The sequence below is a fragment of the Serratia sp. CY84636 genome (genome assembly GCF_052166245.1).
GTDB lineage: Bacteria > Pseudomonadota > Gammaproteobacteria > Enterobacterales > Enterobacteriaceae > Serratia > Serratia nevei.
The window spans coordinates 256,363-272,025 of the sequence record NZ_JBJNOX010000004.1 but is presented as its reverse complement, the minus strand read 5'-3'; the positions used below and the strand labels follow the sequence as shown (position 1 = coordinate 272,025).

Genomic DNA, 15,663 nt, shown 5'->3' with positions numbered 1-15,663 from the left:
TGGAATCGCTGAGGTCACAGGAGCAATAGTCATCCCATTGCATCCTGAAAGTGTCAGGATATGAGTCAGTTATAGCATCCCTTCGCTTTACCCTTCAGCCTCTGGCCTGCGCGCATGCCGCACCGGCACGCCCGATGGGCTACCCCCTCCAGCATAAGCGTATTAACAGTCCGATAACGGTCAGGCTTATTTGCACCCGCATTTATTTTACGCCTGCCCGGCGATAAATATCGGCCCTTTTTCCATGCTCATATTTTAATTGGGTGGAGACGGATCATGATGGTAAAAAAAACCACGCTGCTGACGGTGAATAACGTCAGCAAAAGCGTTCAGCCTACCGGTAAAGAAAAACGTCTGGTGCTGAATGAAATCAATTTGCGCATTTACGACAACGAGGTCGTCAGCATTTTGGGGCAGTCCGGCTCGGGCAAATCCACCCTGCTGCGCATGCTTTCAGGCCTGATCGCGCCGGATCTGGGCAGCGTGATGCTGGGGGATAAAAAAGTCTCGGGGCCGAATCCACAGATCAACATGGTGTTCCAGACCTTCGCCATTTTCCCGTGGCTGAACGTTTACCAAAATATCGCCTTCGGGCTGCAGGCGCAGGATCTGCCGCCTCAGGTGGTCGAAGCCCAGACGCTGAAAATGCTCGATCTGGTCGGGCTCACGCCCTACCGCGACGCTTACCCGCGCGAGCTTTCCGGCGGCATGCGCCAGCGGGTCGGCTTCGCGCGCGCGCTGGCGGTAGAACCGATGCTGCTGTTGCTGGACGAGCCGTTTTCCGCGCTGGACGTCTATACCGGCGAACACCTGCGCAGCGACCTGCTGCGTATCTGGAGCACGCGCCAGATCAAAACCCGCTCCATCGTGCTGGTCACCCACAGCGTAGAGGAGGCGGTGATGATGTCTGACCGCATCCTCCTGCTGGGCGCCGGCACCCTCGACGGCTGCTATCACATCACGCAGCGCCGCGAGGCGCGCACCCGCGAGGGGATGCAGCCGCTGACGGACAAAATCAGCGAGACGCTCAGCCGGCAGATCGCCGCCGCGCACTGAGCGCCGCCCTGGCCTGGCGGGACGGAACCCCGCCAACTTAACTACCTGTTTATCAAGAGTTACCCCACCACGGGTGGCTCATGATAAGCGGATAATACATCGAGTTATTATCATGCATTTCATTCATACACTGCTGACGCTGCTGACCGCGTCCATCCTGGGCGCGGCCATCGGCTACGAAAGACAGTTCCGCCAGCGCACCGCCGGGCTGCGCACCAACACGCTGGTGGCCACCAGCGCCGCGATCTTCGTCCATCTGGCCATGACCATCGACGGCAGCGGCGGCGCGGTGCGCGTCATCTCCTACGTGGTCTCCGGCGTCGGCTTTCTCGGTGCCGGGGCCATCATGAAGGAAGGGATGAACATCCGCGGCCTGAACACCGCCGCCACGCTCTGGGGCTCCGCGGCGGTCGGCGCCTGCGCCGGCTGCGGCCTGTACGGCGACGCGCTGGCCGCCACGCTGTTCGTGCTCGCCGCCAACACCCTGTTGCGCCCGCTGGTCAATATGGTCAACAAACAGCCCTTCAATGACCTTAACGGCGAGTCTACCTACCAGATTTGCGTCATTGCCTTCGAGCATGAGCAGCGTGAGGCGCTGGCCAAATTCAAACAGGTGCTGCAAGGGGAAAACTGCTTTATCTCGCATCTGGATATCGAACCCTTTGGCGACGACGACGTGGAGATCACCGCCACCTTGATGCCGGCCTCCGTCACCACGCCGGTGCTCGACCAGACCATCAATAAATTGCTGAACGACAGCATGATGAAACAGGCCTATTACAGCCGCATCGCCGGCTCCGGCTGATGCCTTTCACTTCCAGGGAGATCAACCATGAAAACCATGCCAAAGCTGGCGCATCTGACGATGTTCAAAGACATTGTCCACTGTGGAAGCTTGCACGAGGCCGCGAAAAAGCTGGCCATCTCGCAGCCGACGCTCAGCCGGGTGCTGAAAGAGCTGGAAATGACCGTCGGCGCGCGGCTGCTGGAGCGCAGCAACCGCGGCGTGCGCCTGACGGCGGTCGGCGAGCTGTTTTACCGGCGGATAGACGCCGCCACCAATCAGTTGCTCAACGCGTTTGACGAGCTGCGCGGCCTGAGCGCTGACGGCGAGAAGCGCCTGCGGGTGGGGATGAGCGTCGATCCGCTGCTGTGCTACCTGCCTCAGGTGCTCGAAGGCTTCAACCGCCGCTACCCGCATACCCGGGTGACGGTGGTGGAGGACGGCCCGGAAGGCCTGCTGGCCCGGCTGCGAAACTGCGAGCTGGATTTGGCGGTCAGCAGCCTGAACGGCGCGGCGGGCGGCGCCGATCTGGCGATGCAGGCGCTGAAAAGCGAGCGCTTCTCGCTCTATCAGGGAGGCGACCGTACCGCAACCGGGCAGCCGTCGGCCGAGGCCAAGTGGGTGGTGCCACGCTCCTGTTCGGTGGGGCATGCCGCCATCCGCGAGATCGCCGAACGCTACACGCCGCACGGCCAGATCGTCGAGACCGACTCCTTTCTGGCGACCTGGTGCCTGGTCAGGCAGCAGGGCTATATCGCGCTGCTGAGCGATCGGGTGGTCGCACACTACGCCCCGCAGCTGCACCTGCAGAAAATCCCGACGCAGGAGATCGACATCAGCGCGCGCTTTTACGTCTTTACCCGCCATGAGCCGGCCACGCCGCCGCTCAGCGCCGCGTTTATCCACCTGCTGCAGGCCATGCAGACGGCCTGAGAAGACAGGCTGCCGGAAACGTTCGGCACCCGGTAAGCGAACTGAAAAACAGGGGGTTAAAGCCGGCCGGTTATTCCGGGGTCTGCATTGACAACAGCGGCAGCCTGGCGGTGATTGCCAATGCAACAGCACAGAAAGGGATTATTACGCCCTCCTATGCCCCCTCATCGGCAACCCACACGACCATTACGCCATGACGGTTTTATAAAGCAATTCGTCGAGCGAGAAATCACTGCGCGCGCAGCTATCAGGTAATTCAGCCGGTTGTTCATGAGCCTTAAGCGCTTGCAGAATAAACGCGTGTATCAGCTCCCTACGGGGACCGTATTCTGCTTCTCCGGCTCTTTTTTTGACCGTCAACAAGGCATGAATTTCCGCTAACAACAATGGATCGCTCACCGTTCCAGCCAGCAGGTGATCGAAACGCATTGGCGGCACCCCTTTGCCCGCTTCTATCCAAAGGACGGCCAGCAGTGGCCGCAGAACGTAGAAATATTTTTTTAGGCGAACTTCCTCGCCTTGTAAGTAGCCGCGGAAATTTTTACGCGCCATGGAAAGATAATGCCAGCGTGCTCGCGTTGCGGAAAACCACTCAGGTACGACGCCTTTCAGCGCCTCTACACTTTCAGCATCCTGCCGATAAACCACCGGTGAATCCAGCCATTCGATCAACGTCGGGTTAGCTCGCTTTAACAGGCCGAGCGACTTGCGCCATTCCCACCCGCAGACGTCGAGCTCATCATCTATCGGCAGCTCGATCACGTCACGCTGCGTCTCAACGCGCAAATACCATTCAGGCCGATGCACATACAAGAAACGCACGTCGTAATCACTGTCCGGCGAGGCGAATCCCCATCCACGGCTGCCGGACTCGCAGGCATATAACACTCTTACGTCATATCGCGCTTCTATTTCGCGCAACACCTTTTTTATTTTGACGCGCATTTCACTGCTGACGCCTTCTGTTTGTTCTTCCATGTCTTTATCCTTTTCCATACGTTGCCTAACGCAGGGTATATACGATTCTCACCCGACACAACTGCGCCACTATATTCAAAACATGATGAAACCAGCCGCCAACCGCTCACCCCGTCAATCCAACCGTTCACCCGGCGGATCTGACCGCTGACCGAAATACGCCTGTCTTCCCCCTTTACCCCCCGGCGATGATGAGCTGTTCCTAAACCCGCCTTACCTCGGGAAAGACGCTACGGCTCACCGCGCCACTCTGACATCTCTTACAAGCGGATGAGTTCATTCATATTTTGCAGACTGGAATTAAGGATACCTCATGAAACGAGAGGGGATTTTAAAGCACATTCCGTGGATGCTGCTGGGGATACTCGGCGCAGCCTGCCTCGGCGTGGTGGCGCTGCGCCGCGGCGAACACATCAGCGCGCTGTGGATCGTCGTCGCTTCGGTGGCGGTGTATCTGGTGGCCTACCGCTACTACAGCCTGTACATCGCCACCAAGGTGATGAAGCTGGACGCCGGCCGCGCCACCCCGGCGGTGGTCAACAACGACGGCCTGAACTACGTGCCGACCAACAAGAACGTGCTGTTCGGCCACCACTTCGCCGCCATCGCCGGCGCCGGGCCGCTGGTGGGGCCGGTGCTGGCCGCGCAGGTCGGCTACCTGCCCGGCACGCTGTGGCTGCTGGGCGGCGTGGTGCTGGCGGGGGCAGTGCAGGACTTTATGGTGCTGTTCATCTCCTCGCGCCGCAACGGCGCCTCGCTCGGTGAGATCATCAAAAAAGAGATGGGGCCGATACCGGGCACCATCGCGCTGTTTGGCTGCTTCCTGATCATGATCATCATCCTGGCGGTGCTGGCGCTGATCGTGGTGAAAGCGCTGGCGGAAAGCCCGTGGGGGGTGTTCACCGTCTGCTCCACCGTGCCGATCGCGCTGTTTATGGGCATCTACATGCGCTATCTGCGCCCCGGCCGCGTGGGTGAAGTGTCAATCATCGGCATCGTGCTGCTGGTGGCCGCCATCTGGTTCGGCGGCGTGGTGGCGCACGACCCGTACTGGGGCCCGGCGCTGACCTTTAAAGACACCACCATCACCTTCACGCTGATCGGCTACGCCTTTGTCTCCGCCCTGCTGCCGGTATGGCTGATCCTGGCACCGCGCGACTACCTGGCCACCTTCCTGAAAATCGGCGTGATCGTCGGGCTGGCGATCGGCATCGTGATCCTCAACCCTGAGCTGAAAATGCCGGCGGTGACCCAGTTCGTCGACGGCACCGGCCCGGTGTGGAAAGGCACCCTGTTCCCATTCCTGTTCATCACCATCGCCTGCGGCGCGGTCTCCGGCTTCCATGCGCTGATCGCCTCCGGCACCACGCCGAAGCTGTTGGCCAATGAGACCGACGCGCGCTTTATCGGCTACGGCGCGATGCTGATGGAGTCCTTCGTCGCCATCATGGCGCTGGTGGCGGCGTCCATCATCGAGCCGGGCCTGTACTTCGCCATGAACACCCCGCCGGCGGCGCTGGGCATCACCATGCCGGACCTGCATCGCTTGGGCACCGAAGACGCGCCGATGATCATGGCTTCGCTGAAGGACGTGACCGTGCACGCGGCGGCGGCGGTCAGCTCCTGGGGCTTCGTCATCAGCCCGGAACAGATCCTGCAGACCGCCACCGACATCGGCGAACCTTCGGTGCTGAACCGCGCCGGCGGCGCGCCAACGCTGGCGGTGGGCATCGCCCACGTGTTCCACCAGATCATTCCGGGCGCCAACATGGGCTTCTGGTACCACTTCGGCATTCTGTTCGAGGCGCTGTTCATCCTGACCGCGCTGGACGCCGGCACCCGCTCCGGCCGCTTTATGCTGCAGGATCTGCTCGGCAACTTCGTGCCGTTCCTGAAGAAAACCGACTCGCTGGTGGCCGGCATCATCGGCACCGCCGGCTGCGTCGGGCTGTGGGGCTACCTGCTGTATCAGGGCGTGGTGGATCCGCTCGGCGGCGTGAAGAGCCTGTGGCCGCTGTTCGGCATCTCCAACCAGATGCTGGCCGCCGTGGCGCTGGTGCTCGGCACCGTGGTGCTGATTAAGATGAAGCGCACCCAATACATCTGGGTGACCGTACTGCCGGCGGTGTGGCTGCTGATCTGCACCACCTACGCGCTGGGGCTGAAGCTGTTCAGCGACAACCCGCAGCTGGAAGGCTTCTTCTTCCTGGCCGGCGAGTACAAGCGCAAGATCGCCGAAGGCGGCGCCGAGCTGAGCGCCCAGCAGATCGCCAACATGAACCACATCGTGGTGAACAACTACACCAACGCCGGGCTGAGTATTCTGTTCCTGCTGGTGGTGTACAGCATCATCTTCTATGGGGTGAAAACCGCAATGGCGGCGCACAAGAACCCGAAACGCACCGACCAGGAAACGCCTTACGTGCCGGTGCCGCAGGCCGCGCCCGCCGACGGCGTAACTGAGGGGGAGGTCAAAGTTTCGACCCAGCATTGATGTGATTTAACGGATACCCTGCATAATAAACGTTAAGCAGTACCCAAAGCCGCACGGCCTGCGTATCGCAAGATGCCAGGCGTGCGGCGCGATGCAATCGAGATACCCGGGGCGACCCGGAGGTGGGGCATCCCTGCGGGAACCCCATCCCCGGCTTCCCCTAATATCAGGCTTAAGCAAGCGCTGTAGTGATGCAGGGTAAAGTTGGAGAAGGCTTATGTTCGGAAATCTCGGCCAGGCAGGGAAGTACCTCGGGCAGGCAGCGCGCATGTTGGTGGGCGTGCCTGACTATGATACCTACGTCCAGCACATGAAAGACAACCACCCGGACAAGCCGGTGATGACCTATAAAGAATTTTTCCGCGAGCGCCAGCAAGCGCGCTACGGCGGCGACGGCAAAGGCGGCATGCGCTGCTGTTAACCCGCAGTCACAAGGACCCGTATGAAACCCATTGCAGTCACCATCCTGACCGGCTTTTTGGGCGCCGGCAAAACCACCCTGCTGCGCCACATCCTGAACGCCGAACACGGCTATAAGATCGCGGTCATCGAGAACGAATTCGGCGAAGTGCCGATCGACGACGCGCTGATTGGCGATCGCGCCAGCCGCATCACCACGTTGAGCAACGGCTGCATCTGCTGCAGCAAGTCCAACGAACTGGCAGACGCGCTGCTGGATCTGCTGGACGGCGTCGACAGCGGCCAGCTGGCGTTCGATCGGCTGATCATCGAATGCACCGGCATGGCCGATCCCGGCCCGATTACCCAGACCTTTTTCTCGCACGAAATCCTGTGCGAGCGCTTCCTGCTGGACGGCATCATCACCCTGGTGGACGCGGCGCACGCCGAGCAGCAGCTGAGCCAGTTCAGCATCGCCCAGGCGCAGGTGGGCTACGCCGACCGCCTCCTGTTGACCAAAACCGACGTGGCGCCGGACTGCGAGGCGCTGATCCAGCGACTGCAGCGGATGAACGCCCGCGCGCCGGTCTACAAGGTGACACACGGCGACATCGATCTGAGCGTGCTGTTCGACATCGAAGGCTTTACGCTGAACGACAAACTCAACCTGACGCCGCCCGCCCCGCTGTTCCGCCGCATCCCGCAGCCGCAGAGCGACATCCGCTCGATCGTGGTAACGCTGGAGCGCCCGCTGCCGCTGATGCAAATCTCCGACGTGATGGAAGGCCTGCTGCTGGAATACGCCGACAACCTGCTGCGCTACAAAGGCATACTGTCCATCGAAGACGAGCCGCGCCGCCTGCTGTTCCAGGGCGTACAGCACCTGTATAACGCCGACTGGGATCGGGAATGGCTGCCGGAGGAAGAGCGCAAGAGTACGCTGGTGTTTATCGGCGTGGATCTGCCCGAGGAGGAGATTCGGGGAAGGATTGGGGGGCTGGGGTAAGCGAGAGGTTGGATATGGGGGCCTGTGGGTGGGCTCCAACTCCTACGTTCGTTTGAGCTGTTCCAGCTTGTGTTCTGTTTTCCATTGCAGCATGGTAAAGAACGCTACCGCTGTAGTGCCCCAGCTCTCCGGAACAAACTCATCTGTAAAATGCTCCGCCATGCCCTCGTTTATACGCCCCGCATAGGTGGCCTGAAATTCTTTGGCTTCCTCGAGGATATCGCGGATGACCTGACTGCCGTTTTGCTCAAGGAAGCCGTCAATCACACCCTCGGCCGTTTCGGCATTAGTAAACAGATCATAATCCTGACCGAAGTAAATACTGAATAGGCTACTGAGCTCGCTAAAGTGATTGCGAATCACGATGGTGCTCAAAGCGCTTTCACCGCAGCGCTTCTGGCCTGTTGCAGGAATGCGGGAACGGTGGTTCCCCATAGCTCCGGGCTGAAGGTAAAGCCGAAACGCTGGTTGAATAATGGCTCCACATTATCCTGCGCCAATAACGCATCTATCTCCTCGATCAACGCCTCGCGCTGCTGATGAGTCGCCAGACGAATGTACTCTGCGATCAGCGCAGTAATATCGCCCTCTGCATTTATCAGGTCATAATCTTGACCAAAATAAACGACGATCAGGTTATCAAGTTCGCTGGTTTTCATCGGCTTATCTCGCAGGGAAAGCGCTAAGGATAAAGTAAGGTTTGCCACTACAGCGTGTGCGTTCAATCACAACGCCAGGCCGAGATCCAAGCTCGAATAACTCGGCATCTCTTCGTTAATTAAAGCTGCCTAGCTTTTGCTCTGCTTTTCGTTGCAACATGGCAAAGAATGCTACCGCGGTAGTGCCCCAGCTCTCCGGCACGAACTCATCTGAAAAATGCTCCGCCATGCCTTCGTTTATACGCCCTGCATAAGTAGCCTGAAACTCTTTAGTCTCCTCGAGGATATCACGGATGACTTGACTGCCGTTTTGCTCCAGGAAGCCGTCAATCACACCTTCGGCCGTTTCGGCATCAGTAAACAGATCATAATCCTGACCAAAGTAAATACTGAATAACTTACTGAGTTCGCTGAAGTCTCCGTGCAATCTCATCATTACCTCAAAAGTCGGGAAACGCTGTCAGTATGAAATAGGGTTTACCTTGAAACTGCTGATAGTGCAACACGACCTTTAATCGCGATGTTCTCACTAATTGCGTTGAATTTTTACTCAGGCCATAACCAATATCGCTGGACATAATATGGGTCAATTCAAGATTTGGCCTTCCCGCAGGATTCGTGGCCCATAGCTTTATCCACTCTTTATTTGCTTTTAACGCCGAGCTGACGGCGACCTCCGCGGCCCCTAATGATTTAAACGAAGAGGCCTTGTTCACTCGTGGATTTTTTAAACGCTCTAACAGTTGCTCTTTCGTCACCCCAACATGGCGTTTAATGGTATGCCCACCCGGTTTCATCCCCGTAGAGGACTCATGCTCAATCAGCTTTACCCGCCCCATACGCACGGATGCGACTCTGGCAGCGCCAACCGCTCCGGCAAAGACAAAAGGAACGGCAATATCGACCGTTAAACCGACGTTATAGGCCGTTTCCCGATCGGCACCCAGTGTTTGCGCCAATAAAACGGCAGACTGATAAGTATCAGTCGTCGTTGGGTGCCCGGTAATCATCTGATTGGAAGCGGCTTTGATGCTGTCCAGACTATGCGTTCCCACCACCACGCACCCGACCTTGGTGATAAACGTCGGATCCGGCGCATAGCACAACACCCCCGCCCCCATCAGCTCAACGACACCACCGGCAAGCCCCAAACCACCAAGCAGACGGTTACTGAGCGTTTCACCTTCAGTGACGCTTTCATCAGAAAGCACCGCCGCAAGCTGCACCGGCGACAGGGCAATACGCAACTCATCTTCATTCGCCATGTTCGTTCATCCGTGAATTAGCAAGGCCGTATGATTAGCATAAGCTCTAGAAAGGATAAATACTGGAACGGTTAACGCCGAATTAACCGGCACCTTATCTGCAAGGTTCGGACAATGCTGAAGCACTGTTATTTCAATAGAGCGCCTCGTTATTGGATGTTTTCGATAGCAAAGTGATTATTGACTCTTTTCACTTTGAAGTGAGCGATAAAGGCCCTGCCGTAGACATCCTGCAGATTTCTGCGCTTCTCAATCGGTACGAAATTTAGCCTCATGCTGTAGATATAATTTTCCTGAAACGGGTAATCTTTCTGCGTAACGCAAATGCCCTTTTTAAGATCCTGATTCCCCACCTCAATCAATTTCTCATCCGTATCACCGCTGATATAGAGCGTATCTTGCCTCTCGTTTTCCTTTGGTGACGGATAGATGCAGATGTCGCCATTCGCTTTAGCATGTGTGGCGATAGGGATGTCCGGCGCATAGCGCTGATCGAGACGATCGCCAGTACAGGCACTTAACAATATCGATCCTGCAATGGCCAGCAAGAAATTAGCTTTCATCATATTCTATTATTTATAAATATTAATGAATAAATATAACCCATGAATGGATGACTGATAATTCAACGCAAAGATGATATGCCGAATTGCGAGGTACATTCCAATCCTAAAAGTAAATAAACTGTAATTCCATACAGCTTATTTTTTCCTTTTACTGATAACGTTATAGTTTTTCCGCTGCGGCAAAATCCGCAGCCGGAGTTAGCGTTCCGAATCCCCCAACCCTGTTCGAATATGGTATAAATTCGAGCATGCCGATGCGCACCCAAACAATGGTGGCTCGGGCGGTGCTTCCTCCGGGAAGGCCGGTATCCGTTGGGGCCGGTACGCTAACGCCGTTCGAGCTACCACCCGAGTTTAGCGTCTCTTCTGGTAGCGGTATTTCTCTCCCAATGGAAATAGCCGATATGGAAAACACAAACTTACCCAACGCTTCTGAAACCATCCCCAACACCCTTACCCTCTATCGCCAACTGTTTAACCACCTCGAGCTTAGCGCTTTCAATCCCTCAGAACTTTTAGACTTAGCAGCACTCTCTGCCGAACAGGCGGAAGGGCTGTGCCACGGCCTGATGCTGTTTGGCCATTTACTGCAAAAGACCCCACAGCTAGATGCCGAAGGCTGGGAACAGTTGAATCGTTATCTCAACGCCACGGCACATCTGGTTCCTGCGTTGTGTAATCTTTATGGGCGGGCACTGCGAGAGATGGAAGCCTGCGGCTAACGTAAATGGCAATCAGGGCGATGCTCATCGCCCTTCCCAACCACGTTTTTCCAATAGATCTGACTGACATATCACAACAAAAGCATTCATCAAGGTAGGCATTTCCTCCCCTACCTGGCATAGTTAACGCATTCGGTAAATCGATGAGTTAACTGCTGGGTATTGATGCATACTGCTCTCGTCAGCAAGCACATTGCCCAGAGCCTACTCGGTAATATGAGGGAGTGGTTTTGGCAACTGCAATAGAGGCGTTATCTTCAAAAGAATCCGTTTTAAAAGCGATCGAAGAATATAAAAAAATTGGCCGAGATGAATTCTTAAAACAACATGAAATAAAACGATTTAAAAAACACACCCTTCTTTATAATGGCGAGAAGTACGACATCCGAGGCATTGCCGCTAGAGCATACAATGAACAGTATGGCTATCCGTTTAAGGGAATCAACGCCGATAGCGGAACGGAAAAAGCCATCCAGTATCTCAAAGATCTCGGTTTTGAGATCGTCGAAACGCCACATCCTTTTGACTATTTAACCGAAGGCAAGCTGTACACACGCAAAGCGCTTATCGAGCTCTACGGCGGGCAGTTGCAAGGTGGTATCTGGACCCCGCGGGAATTCCCGGTAATCTTTATCTTCACCGGAGAAAGCGGCGAAACCTACGGCTATAAAGATGGATGGACACCCGAAGGCAGCTTCTCTTATACGGGAGAAGGCCAAAAAGGTGATATGGAATTTATTCGAGGCAATAAATCCATCCGCGACCATAAAAAAGACGGAAAAGATATCTTCCTGTTTGAAGACAACAAGAAAGAAAAAGGCGTCCGCTATCTTGGCATGTTCGAGTGCGACTCTTGGGATCACATTCAGTGCTTAGACTTCGAAAATAACATGCGCCAAGGCATTACCTTTAACCTGTTCAAAGTCTCGTCACTGCATGCGGTCGAAGAAGAAGCAGAAACCGATGAAGCTGATACACAGACAGAGACGCTCGAACAGTTACGCAAGAAGGCACTGCAGTCCTCACAGCAATCTGGCCAGCGCCAACAGAACGACAGCAAAAAATCCTGGTTCAAACGCAGCGAAGACGTAAAAAAATACGTGCTCAAGCGCGCCAATGGCATCTGCGAAGCCTGCGACCAGCCGGCACCGTTCAAGAAAAGGAACGGCGAGCCCTACCTCGAACCTCACCACACCAAACGCTTAGCCGACGAAGGCCCCGATCACCCACAGTGGGTGGGCGCCATCTGCCCAACTTGCCATCGGCGGATTCATAGCGGGGTGGATGGGAAAGAAGTGAACAAGCAGCTAATGGTGAAGTTGGAGTTGAAAGAGGCTGGATTTATATAGTATGGCCTTATAAAAAACTCGCCTATCTTGATTACTTTAAGATGGGTGAGTTTTTTTAAAATAACTTCGCCCAGTTTTACTCCTGCTAGCATCCTTCTCATTGTTTTTCCTTCCTGGAGCCCTTACTCCAAAAAACGCAATGCAACTCAAACAACCTCAATGATATCAATAACATAAAACCATAAATAATATTCTAACACCTGATTATTACCGGAGTAGAAAATACATCAAGCTTGAGTGGAAATGGACGGGTCATTGCTCTGACCTTTCATCTCGGAAAAATAGCGAAAGACCGCCTTGAGGGTAAAGTCCTCAATAGCGAGGAAAACTGGGAAAAGGATCTGTTGGTAGAAGTAATACCGTCTTAATGGATTAGCGCTCCCAATAAGGGGGGAGCGCTAAAACGACTCGAATCAGCGACGTTCGATAATCATAACTACGCTTTTTTACGTGCGGTTTTTTTACCACCGCTGGCGGCGCGTTCGGCCTTAATCTTTTCCAGCAGAGCGGCGGCGCTGTTTTCACCGCTGATCAGATCAGGGTTTTCAGCACGCCACTGGGCGGTAAGCTCGCCGCGGAAGGCCTTCGCCAGGATCGACTGGGTAAGGCTGTTGACGCGGGTTAAGGCGCTGTTGACCTGCTTTTCGATGGTGTCGGCGTAGGCGAAGAGTTGTTCGACGCGGCGGACGATTTCGTGTTGTTCTTCTAATGGGGGAAGTAAAAAACTAAGTCCTTTGATTGATGTCTGGTTAATAGTATTTTGTCCTGCACTTGTTGATAAACTATTGCGCAGATAAAATCTACCCTCGCCTTCATTTGCAATATAAGTTAAAAATCTAGACATGATTTTATTCGAATCTAAGCGTAAACGTATAAAATGATCGCAGAATCCTTCAATATCACCAGTTGACTTATATTCAATAAATCGACCAGCTAAGTCCGCACTTCCATTCACTCTTATAACCAGAATATCATTATCGGCTAAGGAATATTTATTTTCTTCCTTAGTATCTAACTTTATTTTCCTTTCATTGCCAATTATACGTTGAGCATCTTTAAAATCGGCCAATCTCAAAATAGTAATTTCATTACCATTTAATCCTTGTCTTTTAGCCAGCCCATTACAGGAATCGACGATCAACGCCCCGAGATTTGTACTGTACCAGTCAATAAGACTATGGCTATTTCTAGAGGCATTTGTCAGTTTTCCACTCACTGCCGCCGCCAACACCGCCTGACGAAAACGTTTCAGGATTTGTGGGATTTGCTCAAGACGTGCTTTGGTGCTTTCTACCTGCGCCAGCAGCGTATCGAGTTTTTCAGCGATTATTTTTTGCTCACAGACAGACGCTAATGGTAAATTTAGTTTTTTAAGTTTGGAACCATTGACGTTTGGCTGCCCAATCCCTGCACTAAATTCCGTTATTTGATTCCAGTACGTAGGCGATAGGAAAAAATAAGAAAGATAATGGCTGTTTATTTTTTTGTTGCATCTAACTCTTATTAAGTAAGATGCAAATACAGTGTTCGATATATCTTCATTAATTAAGAAACTTTTACCAACAGTAGCCCCTGTTCGTGCGAACACAAGATCGCCGTTACAAAGTAAATATTTATCTTTTTGATTATCCTCAATCTTACAGAAAGGTACTGATTTCCAGTCCACTTTATTATCTTGAATATCGGTTATACGCAGCATTTTAGGACCGATATTCTCAGATGTTGATGAAGCAGTATAACCATAGTTAATATCAGTAGCGATCTCATCCAACTGGGGACCAACCCACCCCTCCGGCAATTTCCCCCCACTCATGCCTTCACCTCACCAAACGCTTCACTCAGCAACTGACGCTGCGCATCCGCTTCATCGCCCGCCCCCAGCTCGCGCATCAGCGCATCCAGCTCGCTCAGCGCCTGCACCAACTCCCCCATCGCCTCTGCCGCCAGCACATCCGGCTCCGGCAGGCTGTCGGCGTCGATGCTGTCCTTATCCTTCAGCCAGGAGATATCCAGCGAATCGGATTTGGCAGTGCGGATCCACTCGCGGCTGAACTTACGCCAGCGGCTGGTGGCCTGGTGCTGGTCGGTGTTTTTATTCTCTTCGCTGTCGGCGACTTCGCTCTCTTCGGCGTTAAAGCTCCACTCACCCTCGGTGCGCGGGCTTAAACCGTGCGGATCTTCACCGTAGACGGTTTCAAACGGCTGCAGATGCTGCTCGGTAAACGGCGTGCGCTTGCCGAAGCTCGGCATATTGGTGCGCAGGTCATACACCCACACGTCGTCGGTGCAGTTTTTATCCTGATTCGGATTGGCGACCGTGCCTTTGGTAAAGAACAGCACGTTGGTTTTAACTCCCTGAGCGTAAAAGATGCCGGTCGGCAGGCGCAGGATGGTGTGCAGATGGCATTTGTCCATCAGGTCGCGACGAATGTCGGTGCCCTTGCCGCCTTCAAACAGCACGTTATCCGGCACCACCACCGCCGCGCGGCCACCGGGGTGCAGGGTTTCAATAATATGCTGCATAAAGCACAGCTGTTTGTTGCTGGTTGGGTGGACGAAGGTGCGGGTAATGTTGGTGCCCGCGGCGCTGCCAAACGGGGGGTTGGTAGCGACGATATCGGCCTGCGGTAAATTCTCGCCGTCGCTGCCCAGCGTGTTGCCCAGACGGATGGCGCCGCCGTGGTCGAGGTTGCCTTCAATATCGTGCAGCAGACAGTTCATCAGCGCCAGACGACGGGTGCCGGGCACCAGTTCGAGGCCAATAAACGCGCGGTGGATCTGGAAATCCTGGGTGTCGCCATCAAGGTCATCCAGATCGTTAGTCTGCGACTTCACGTAACGGTCGGCTTCAATCAAAAAGCCCGCCGTTCCCGCTGCCGGGTCCTGCAACACTTCACGCGGCTGTGGCTTCAGCAGATGGATAATGGTTTTGATCAGCGGACGCGGAGTGAAGTATTGGCCCGCCCCGGATTTGGTTTCGTTGGCGTTCTTCTGCAGCAACCCTTCGTACATATCACCGAAGTCGTCGCGAGACTTACCGTGGCTACCGTTATACCAGTCCAGCGCGTCCATATAGCTGACCAGTTCAGTCAGCTGTTTGGGCTGCTCAATGGTGGTGCTGACATTATGGAATACTGCCTGCACCAGCTTTTTCTCATCTGAGCCTAACTGAACCAGCAGGTTACGGTAGAACTGCATCTGATCCTGGCCAATGCGCGATTTCAAATCATCCCAGCGATAGCCTTCCGGCAGGTAGTCCGCTTCCTGGCCGGTCTCTTTGCACATTTTCAAAAACAGCAGCGAGGCGAGTTCATTGACGTAGTTTTGATAGGAGACGCCGCCGTCGCGCAGGTTGTCGCACAGTTTCCACAGTTTGGCGACCAGATCGTTATTGTTCATTGAAGATCCCATGTAAAACAACGGCCCTTATCGGGGCCGCAGAAGAAGAAATT

The 15,663-nt window shown here is 54.7% G+C and carries 16 protein-coding genes; 8 read left to right on the top strand and 8 right to left on the bottom strand.

The genetic code is table 11. The features are described from left to right. Nucleotides 1-276: 276 nt before the first annotated feature. The 3 genes from ACJ8QI_RS15530 (at nucleotide 277) to ACJ8QI_RS15520 (ending at nucleotide 2,773) form a co-directional block, all read left to right on the top strand. Complete coding sequence (locus ACJ8QI_RS15530) at nucleotides 277-1,056, top strand: ATP-binding cassette domain-containing protein (RefSeq protein WP_197786113.1); 780 nt, start codon at nucleotides 277-279, stop codon at nucleotides 1,054-1,056. A gap of 112 nt (nucleotides 1,057-1,168) precedes the next feature. Next, nucleotides 1,169-1,861 carry an MgtC/SapB family protein gene (locus ACJ8QI_RS15525; protein ID WP_060440845.1) on the top strand — a complete coding sequence of 231 codons (693 nt, stop codon included), beginning with the start codon at nucleotides 1,169-1,171 and terminating at the stop codon, nucleotides 1,859-1,861. Nucleotides 1,862-1,888: 27 nt separating this feature from the next. After that, nucleotides 1,889-2,773, top strand: a complete 885-nt coding sequence (locus ACJ8QI_RS15520) for a LysR family transcriptional regulator (protein WP_442532781.1) — start codon at nucleotides 1,889-1,891, stop codon at nucleotides 2,771-2,773. A gap of 186 nt (nucleotides 2,774-2,959) precedes the next feature. Here the strand turns inward: ACJ8QI_RS15520 and ACJ8QI_RS15515 are convergent, their stop codons facing one another. After that, on the bottom strand, nucleotides 2,960-3,751 hold the full coding sequence (locus tag ACJ8QI_RS15515) for a nucleotidyltransferase domain-containing protein (RefSeq protein ID WP_060422081.1): 792 nt from the start codon (nucleotides 3,749-3,751) through the stop codon (nucleotides 2,960-2,962). Between the two features lie 313 nt (nucleotides 3,752-4,064). Here ACJ8QI_RS15515 and ACJ8QI_RS15510 point away from each other — a divergent pair, with 313 nt between their 5' ends. From ACJ8QI_RS15510 to yjiA, 3 genes are all read left to right on the top strand, one after another. Continuing rightward, on the top strand, nucleotides 4,065-6,245 hold the full coding sequence (locus tag ACJ8QI_RS15510; protein WP_060448212.1) for a carbon starvation CstA family protein: 2,181 nt from the start codon (nucleotides 4,065-4,067) through the stop codon (nucleotides 6,243-6,245). 217 nt (nucleotides 6,246-6,462) lie between these two features. Next, nucleotides 6,463-6,666: a YbdD/YjiX family protein gene (locus ACJ8QI_RS15505; protein WP_004953088.1), complete on the top strand. Its 204-nt coding sequence runs from the start codon at nucleotides 6,463-6,465 to the stop codon at nucleotides 6,664-6,666. Nucleotides 6,667-6,687: 21 nt separating this feature from the next. After that, nucleotides 6,688-7,650: a GTPase gene (gene yjiA, locus ACJ8QI_RS15500; protein WP_442532780.1), complete on the top strand. Its 963-nt coding sequence runs from the start codon at nucleotides 6,688-6,690 to the stop codon at nucleotides 7,648-7,650. Between the two features lie 42 nt (nucleotides 7,651-7,692). Here yjiA and ACJ8QI_RS15495 read toward each other — a convergent pair whose 3' ends face one another. The 5 genes from ACJ8QI_RS15495 to ACJ8QI_RS15475 form a co-directional block, all read right to left on the bottom strand. Continuing rightward, on the bottom strand, nucleotides 7,693-8,025 hold the full coding sequence (locus tag ACJ8QI_RS15495; protein WP_442532779.1) for a contact-dependent growth inhibition system immunity protein: 333 nt from the start codon (nucleotides 8,023-8,025) through the stop codon (nucleotides 7,693-7,695). Beyond that, nucleotides 8,022-8,309: a contact-dependent growth inhibition system immunity protein gene (locus ACJ8QI_RS15490; protein ID WP_197783628.1), complete on the bottom strand. Its 288-nt coding sequence runs from the start codon at nucleotides 8,307-8,309 to the stop codon at nucleotides 8,022-8,024. Before ACJ8QI_RS15490 ends, ACJ8QI_RS15495 begins: the two co-directional genes overlap by 4 nt. A gap of 115 nt (nucleotides 8,310-8,424) precedes the next feature. Further along, nucleotides 8,425-8,745, bottom strand: coding sequence for a contact-dependent growth inhibition system immunity protein (locus ACJ8QI_RS15485; protein ID WP_126192066.1), 321 nt, complete (start codon nucleotides 8,743-8,745; stop codon nucleotides 8,425-8,427). A 4-nt stretch (nucleotides 8,746-8,749) separates the two neighbouring features. Then, a complete protein-coding gene (locus tag ACJ8QI_RS15480; protein ID WP_169318006.1) occupies nucleotides 8,750-9,574 on the bottom strand; it encodes an RNase A-like domain-containing protein in 825 nt (274 codons plus the stop codon). Nucleotides 9,575-9,723: 149 nt separating this feature from the next. Further along, on the bottom strand, nucleotides 9,724-10,137 hold the full coding sequence (locus ACJ8QI_RS15475; protein ID WP_442532853.1) for a putative T6SS immunity periplasmic lipoprotein: 414 nt from the start codon (nucleotides 10,135-10,137) through the stop codon (nucleotides 9,724-9,726). Nucleotides 10,138-10,544: 407 nt separating this feature from the next. Here ACJ8QI_RS15475 and ACJ8QI_RS15470 point away from each other — a divergent pair, with 407 nt between their 5' ends. Together ACJ8QI_RS15470 and ACJ8QI_RS15465 are read left to right on the top strand one after the other, a co-directional pair. Next, nucleotides 10,545-10,862, top strand: coding sequence for a hypothetical protein (locus tag ACJ8QI_RS15470; protein ID WP_442532778.1), 318 nt, complete (start codon nucleotides 10,545-10,547; stop codon nucleotides 10,860-10,862). A gap of 230 nt (nucleotides 10,863-11,092) precedes the next feature. Further along, on the top strand, nucleotides 11,093-12,211 hold the full coding sequence (locus tag ACJ8QI_RS15465; protein ID WP_442532777.1) for an HNH endonuclease: 1,119 nt from the start codon (nucleotides 11,093-11,095) through the stop codon (nucleotides 12,209-12,211). Between the two features lie 436 nt (nucleotides 12,212-12,647). On the opposite strand, the gene ACJ8QI_RS15460 is transcribed toward ACJ8QI_RS15465, so the two are convergent. Together ACJ8QI_RS15460 and hsdM are read right to left on the bottom strand one after the other, a co-directional pair. Further along, on the bottom strand, nucleotides 12,648-14,024 hold the full coding sequence (locus tag ACJ8QI_RS15460) for a restriction endonuclease subunit S (RefSeq protein WP_442532776.1): 1,377 nt from the start codon (nucleotides 14,022-14,024) through the stop codon (nucleotides 12,648-12,650). Then, nucleotides 14,021-15,610, bottom strand: a complete 1,590-nt coding sequence (hsdM, locus tag ACJ8QI_RS15455; protein WP_080491048.1) for a type I restriction-modification system methyltransferase — start codon at nucleotides 15,608-15,610, stop codon at nucleotides 14,021-14,023. The genes ACJ8QI_RS15460 and hsdM overlap by 4 nt, the downstream gene beginning before the upstream one ends. Nucleotides 15,611-15,663 lie beyond the last annotated feature (53 nt).

Bases quoted from the DNA above. Each gene is read 5' to 3' on its own strand.
- ACJ8QI_RS15530 (WP_197786113.1), top strand. From the start codon at position 277: ATGATGGTAAAAAAAACCACGCTGCTGACGGTGAATAACGTCAGCAAA.
- ACJ8QI_RS15525 (WP_060440845.1), top strand. From the start codon at position 1,169: ATGCATTTCATTCATACACTGCTGACGCTGCTGACCGCGTCCATCCTG.
- ACJ8QI_RS15520 (WP_442532781.1), top strand. From the start codon at position 1,889: ATGAAAACCATGCCAAAGCTGGCGCATCTGACGATGTTCAAAGACATT.
- ACJ8QI_RS15515 (WP_060422081.1), bottom strand. From the start codon at position 3,751: ATGGAAGAACAAACAGAAGGCGTCAGCAGTGAAATGCGCGTCAAAATA.
- ACJ8QI_RS15510 (WP_060448212.1), top strand. From the start codon at position 4,065: ATGAAACGAGAGGGGATTTTAAAGCACATTCCGTGGATGCTGCTGGGG.
- ACJ8QI_RS15505 (WP_004953088.1), top strand. From the start codon at position 6,463: ATGTTCGGAAATCTCGGCCAGGCAGGGAAGTACCTCGGGCAGGCAGCG.
- yjiA (WP_442532780.1), top strand. From the start codon at position 6,688: ATGAAACCCATTGCAGTCACCATCCTGACCGGCTTTTTGGGCGCCGGC.
- ACJ8QI_RS15490 (WP_197783628.1), bottom strand. From the start codon at position 8,309: ATGAAAACCAGCGAACTTGATAACCTGATCGTCGTTTATTTTGGTCAA.
- ACJ8QI_RS15485 (WP_126192066.1), bottom strand. From the start codon at position 8,745: ATGATGAGATTGCACGGAGACTTCAGCGAACTCAGTAAGTTATTCAGT.
- ACJ8QI_RS15480 (WP_169318006.1), bottom strand. From the start codon at position 9,574: ATGGCGAATGAAGATGAGTTGCGTATTGCCCTGTCGCCGGTGCAGCTT.
- ACJ8QI_RS15475 (WP_442532853.1), bottom strand. From the start codon at position 10,137: ATGAAAGCTAATTTCTTGCTGGCCATTGCAGGATCGATATTGTTAAGT.
- ACJ8QI_RS15470 (WP_442532778.1), top strand. From the start codon at position 10,545: ATGGAAAACACAAACTTACCCAACGCTTCTGAAACCATCCCCAACACC.
- ACJ8QI_RS15460 (WP_442532776.1), bottom strand. From the start codon at position 14,024: ATGAGTGGGGGGAAATTGCCGGAGGGGTGGGTTGGTCCCCAGTTGGAT.
- hsdM (WP_080491048.1), bottom strand. From the start codon at position 15,610: ATGAACAATAACGATCTGGTCGCCAAACTGTGGAAACTGTGCGACAAC.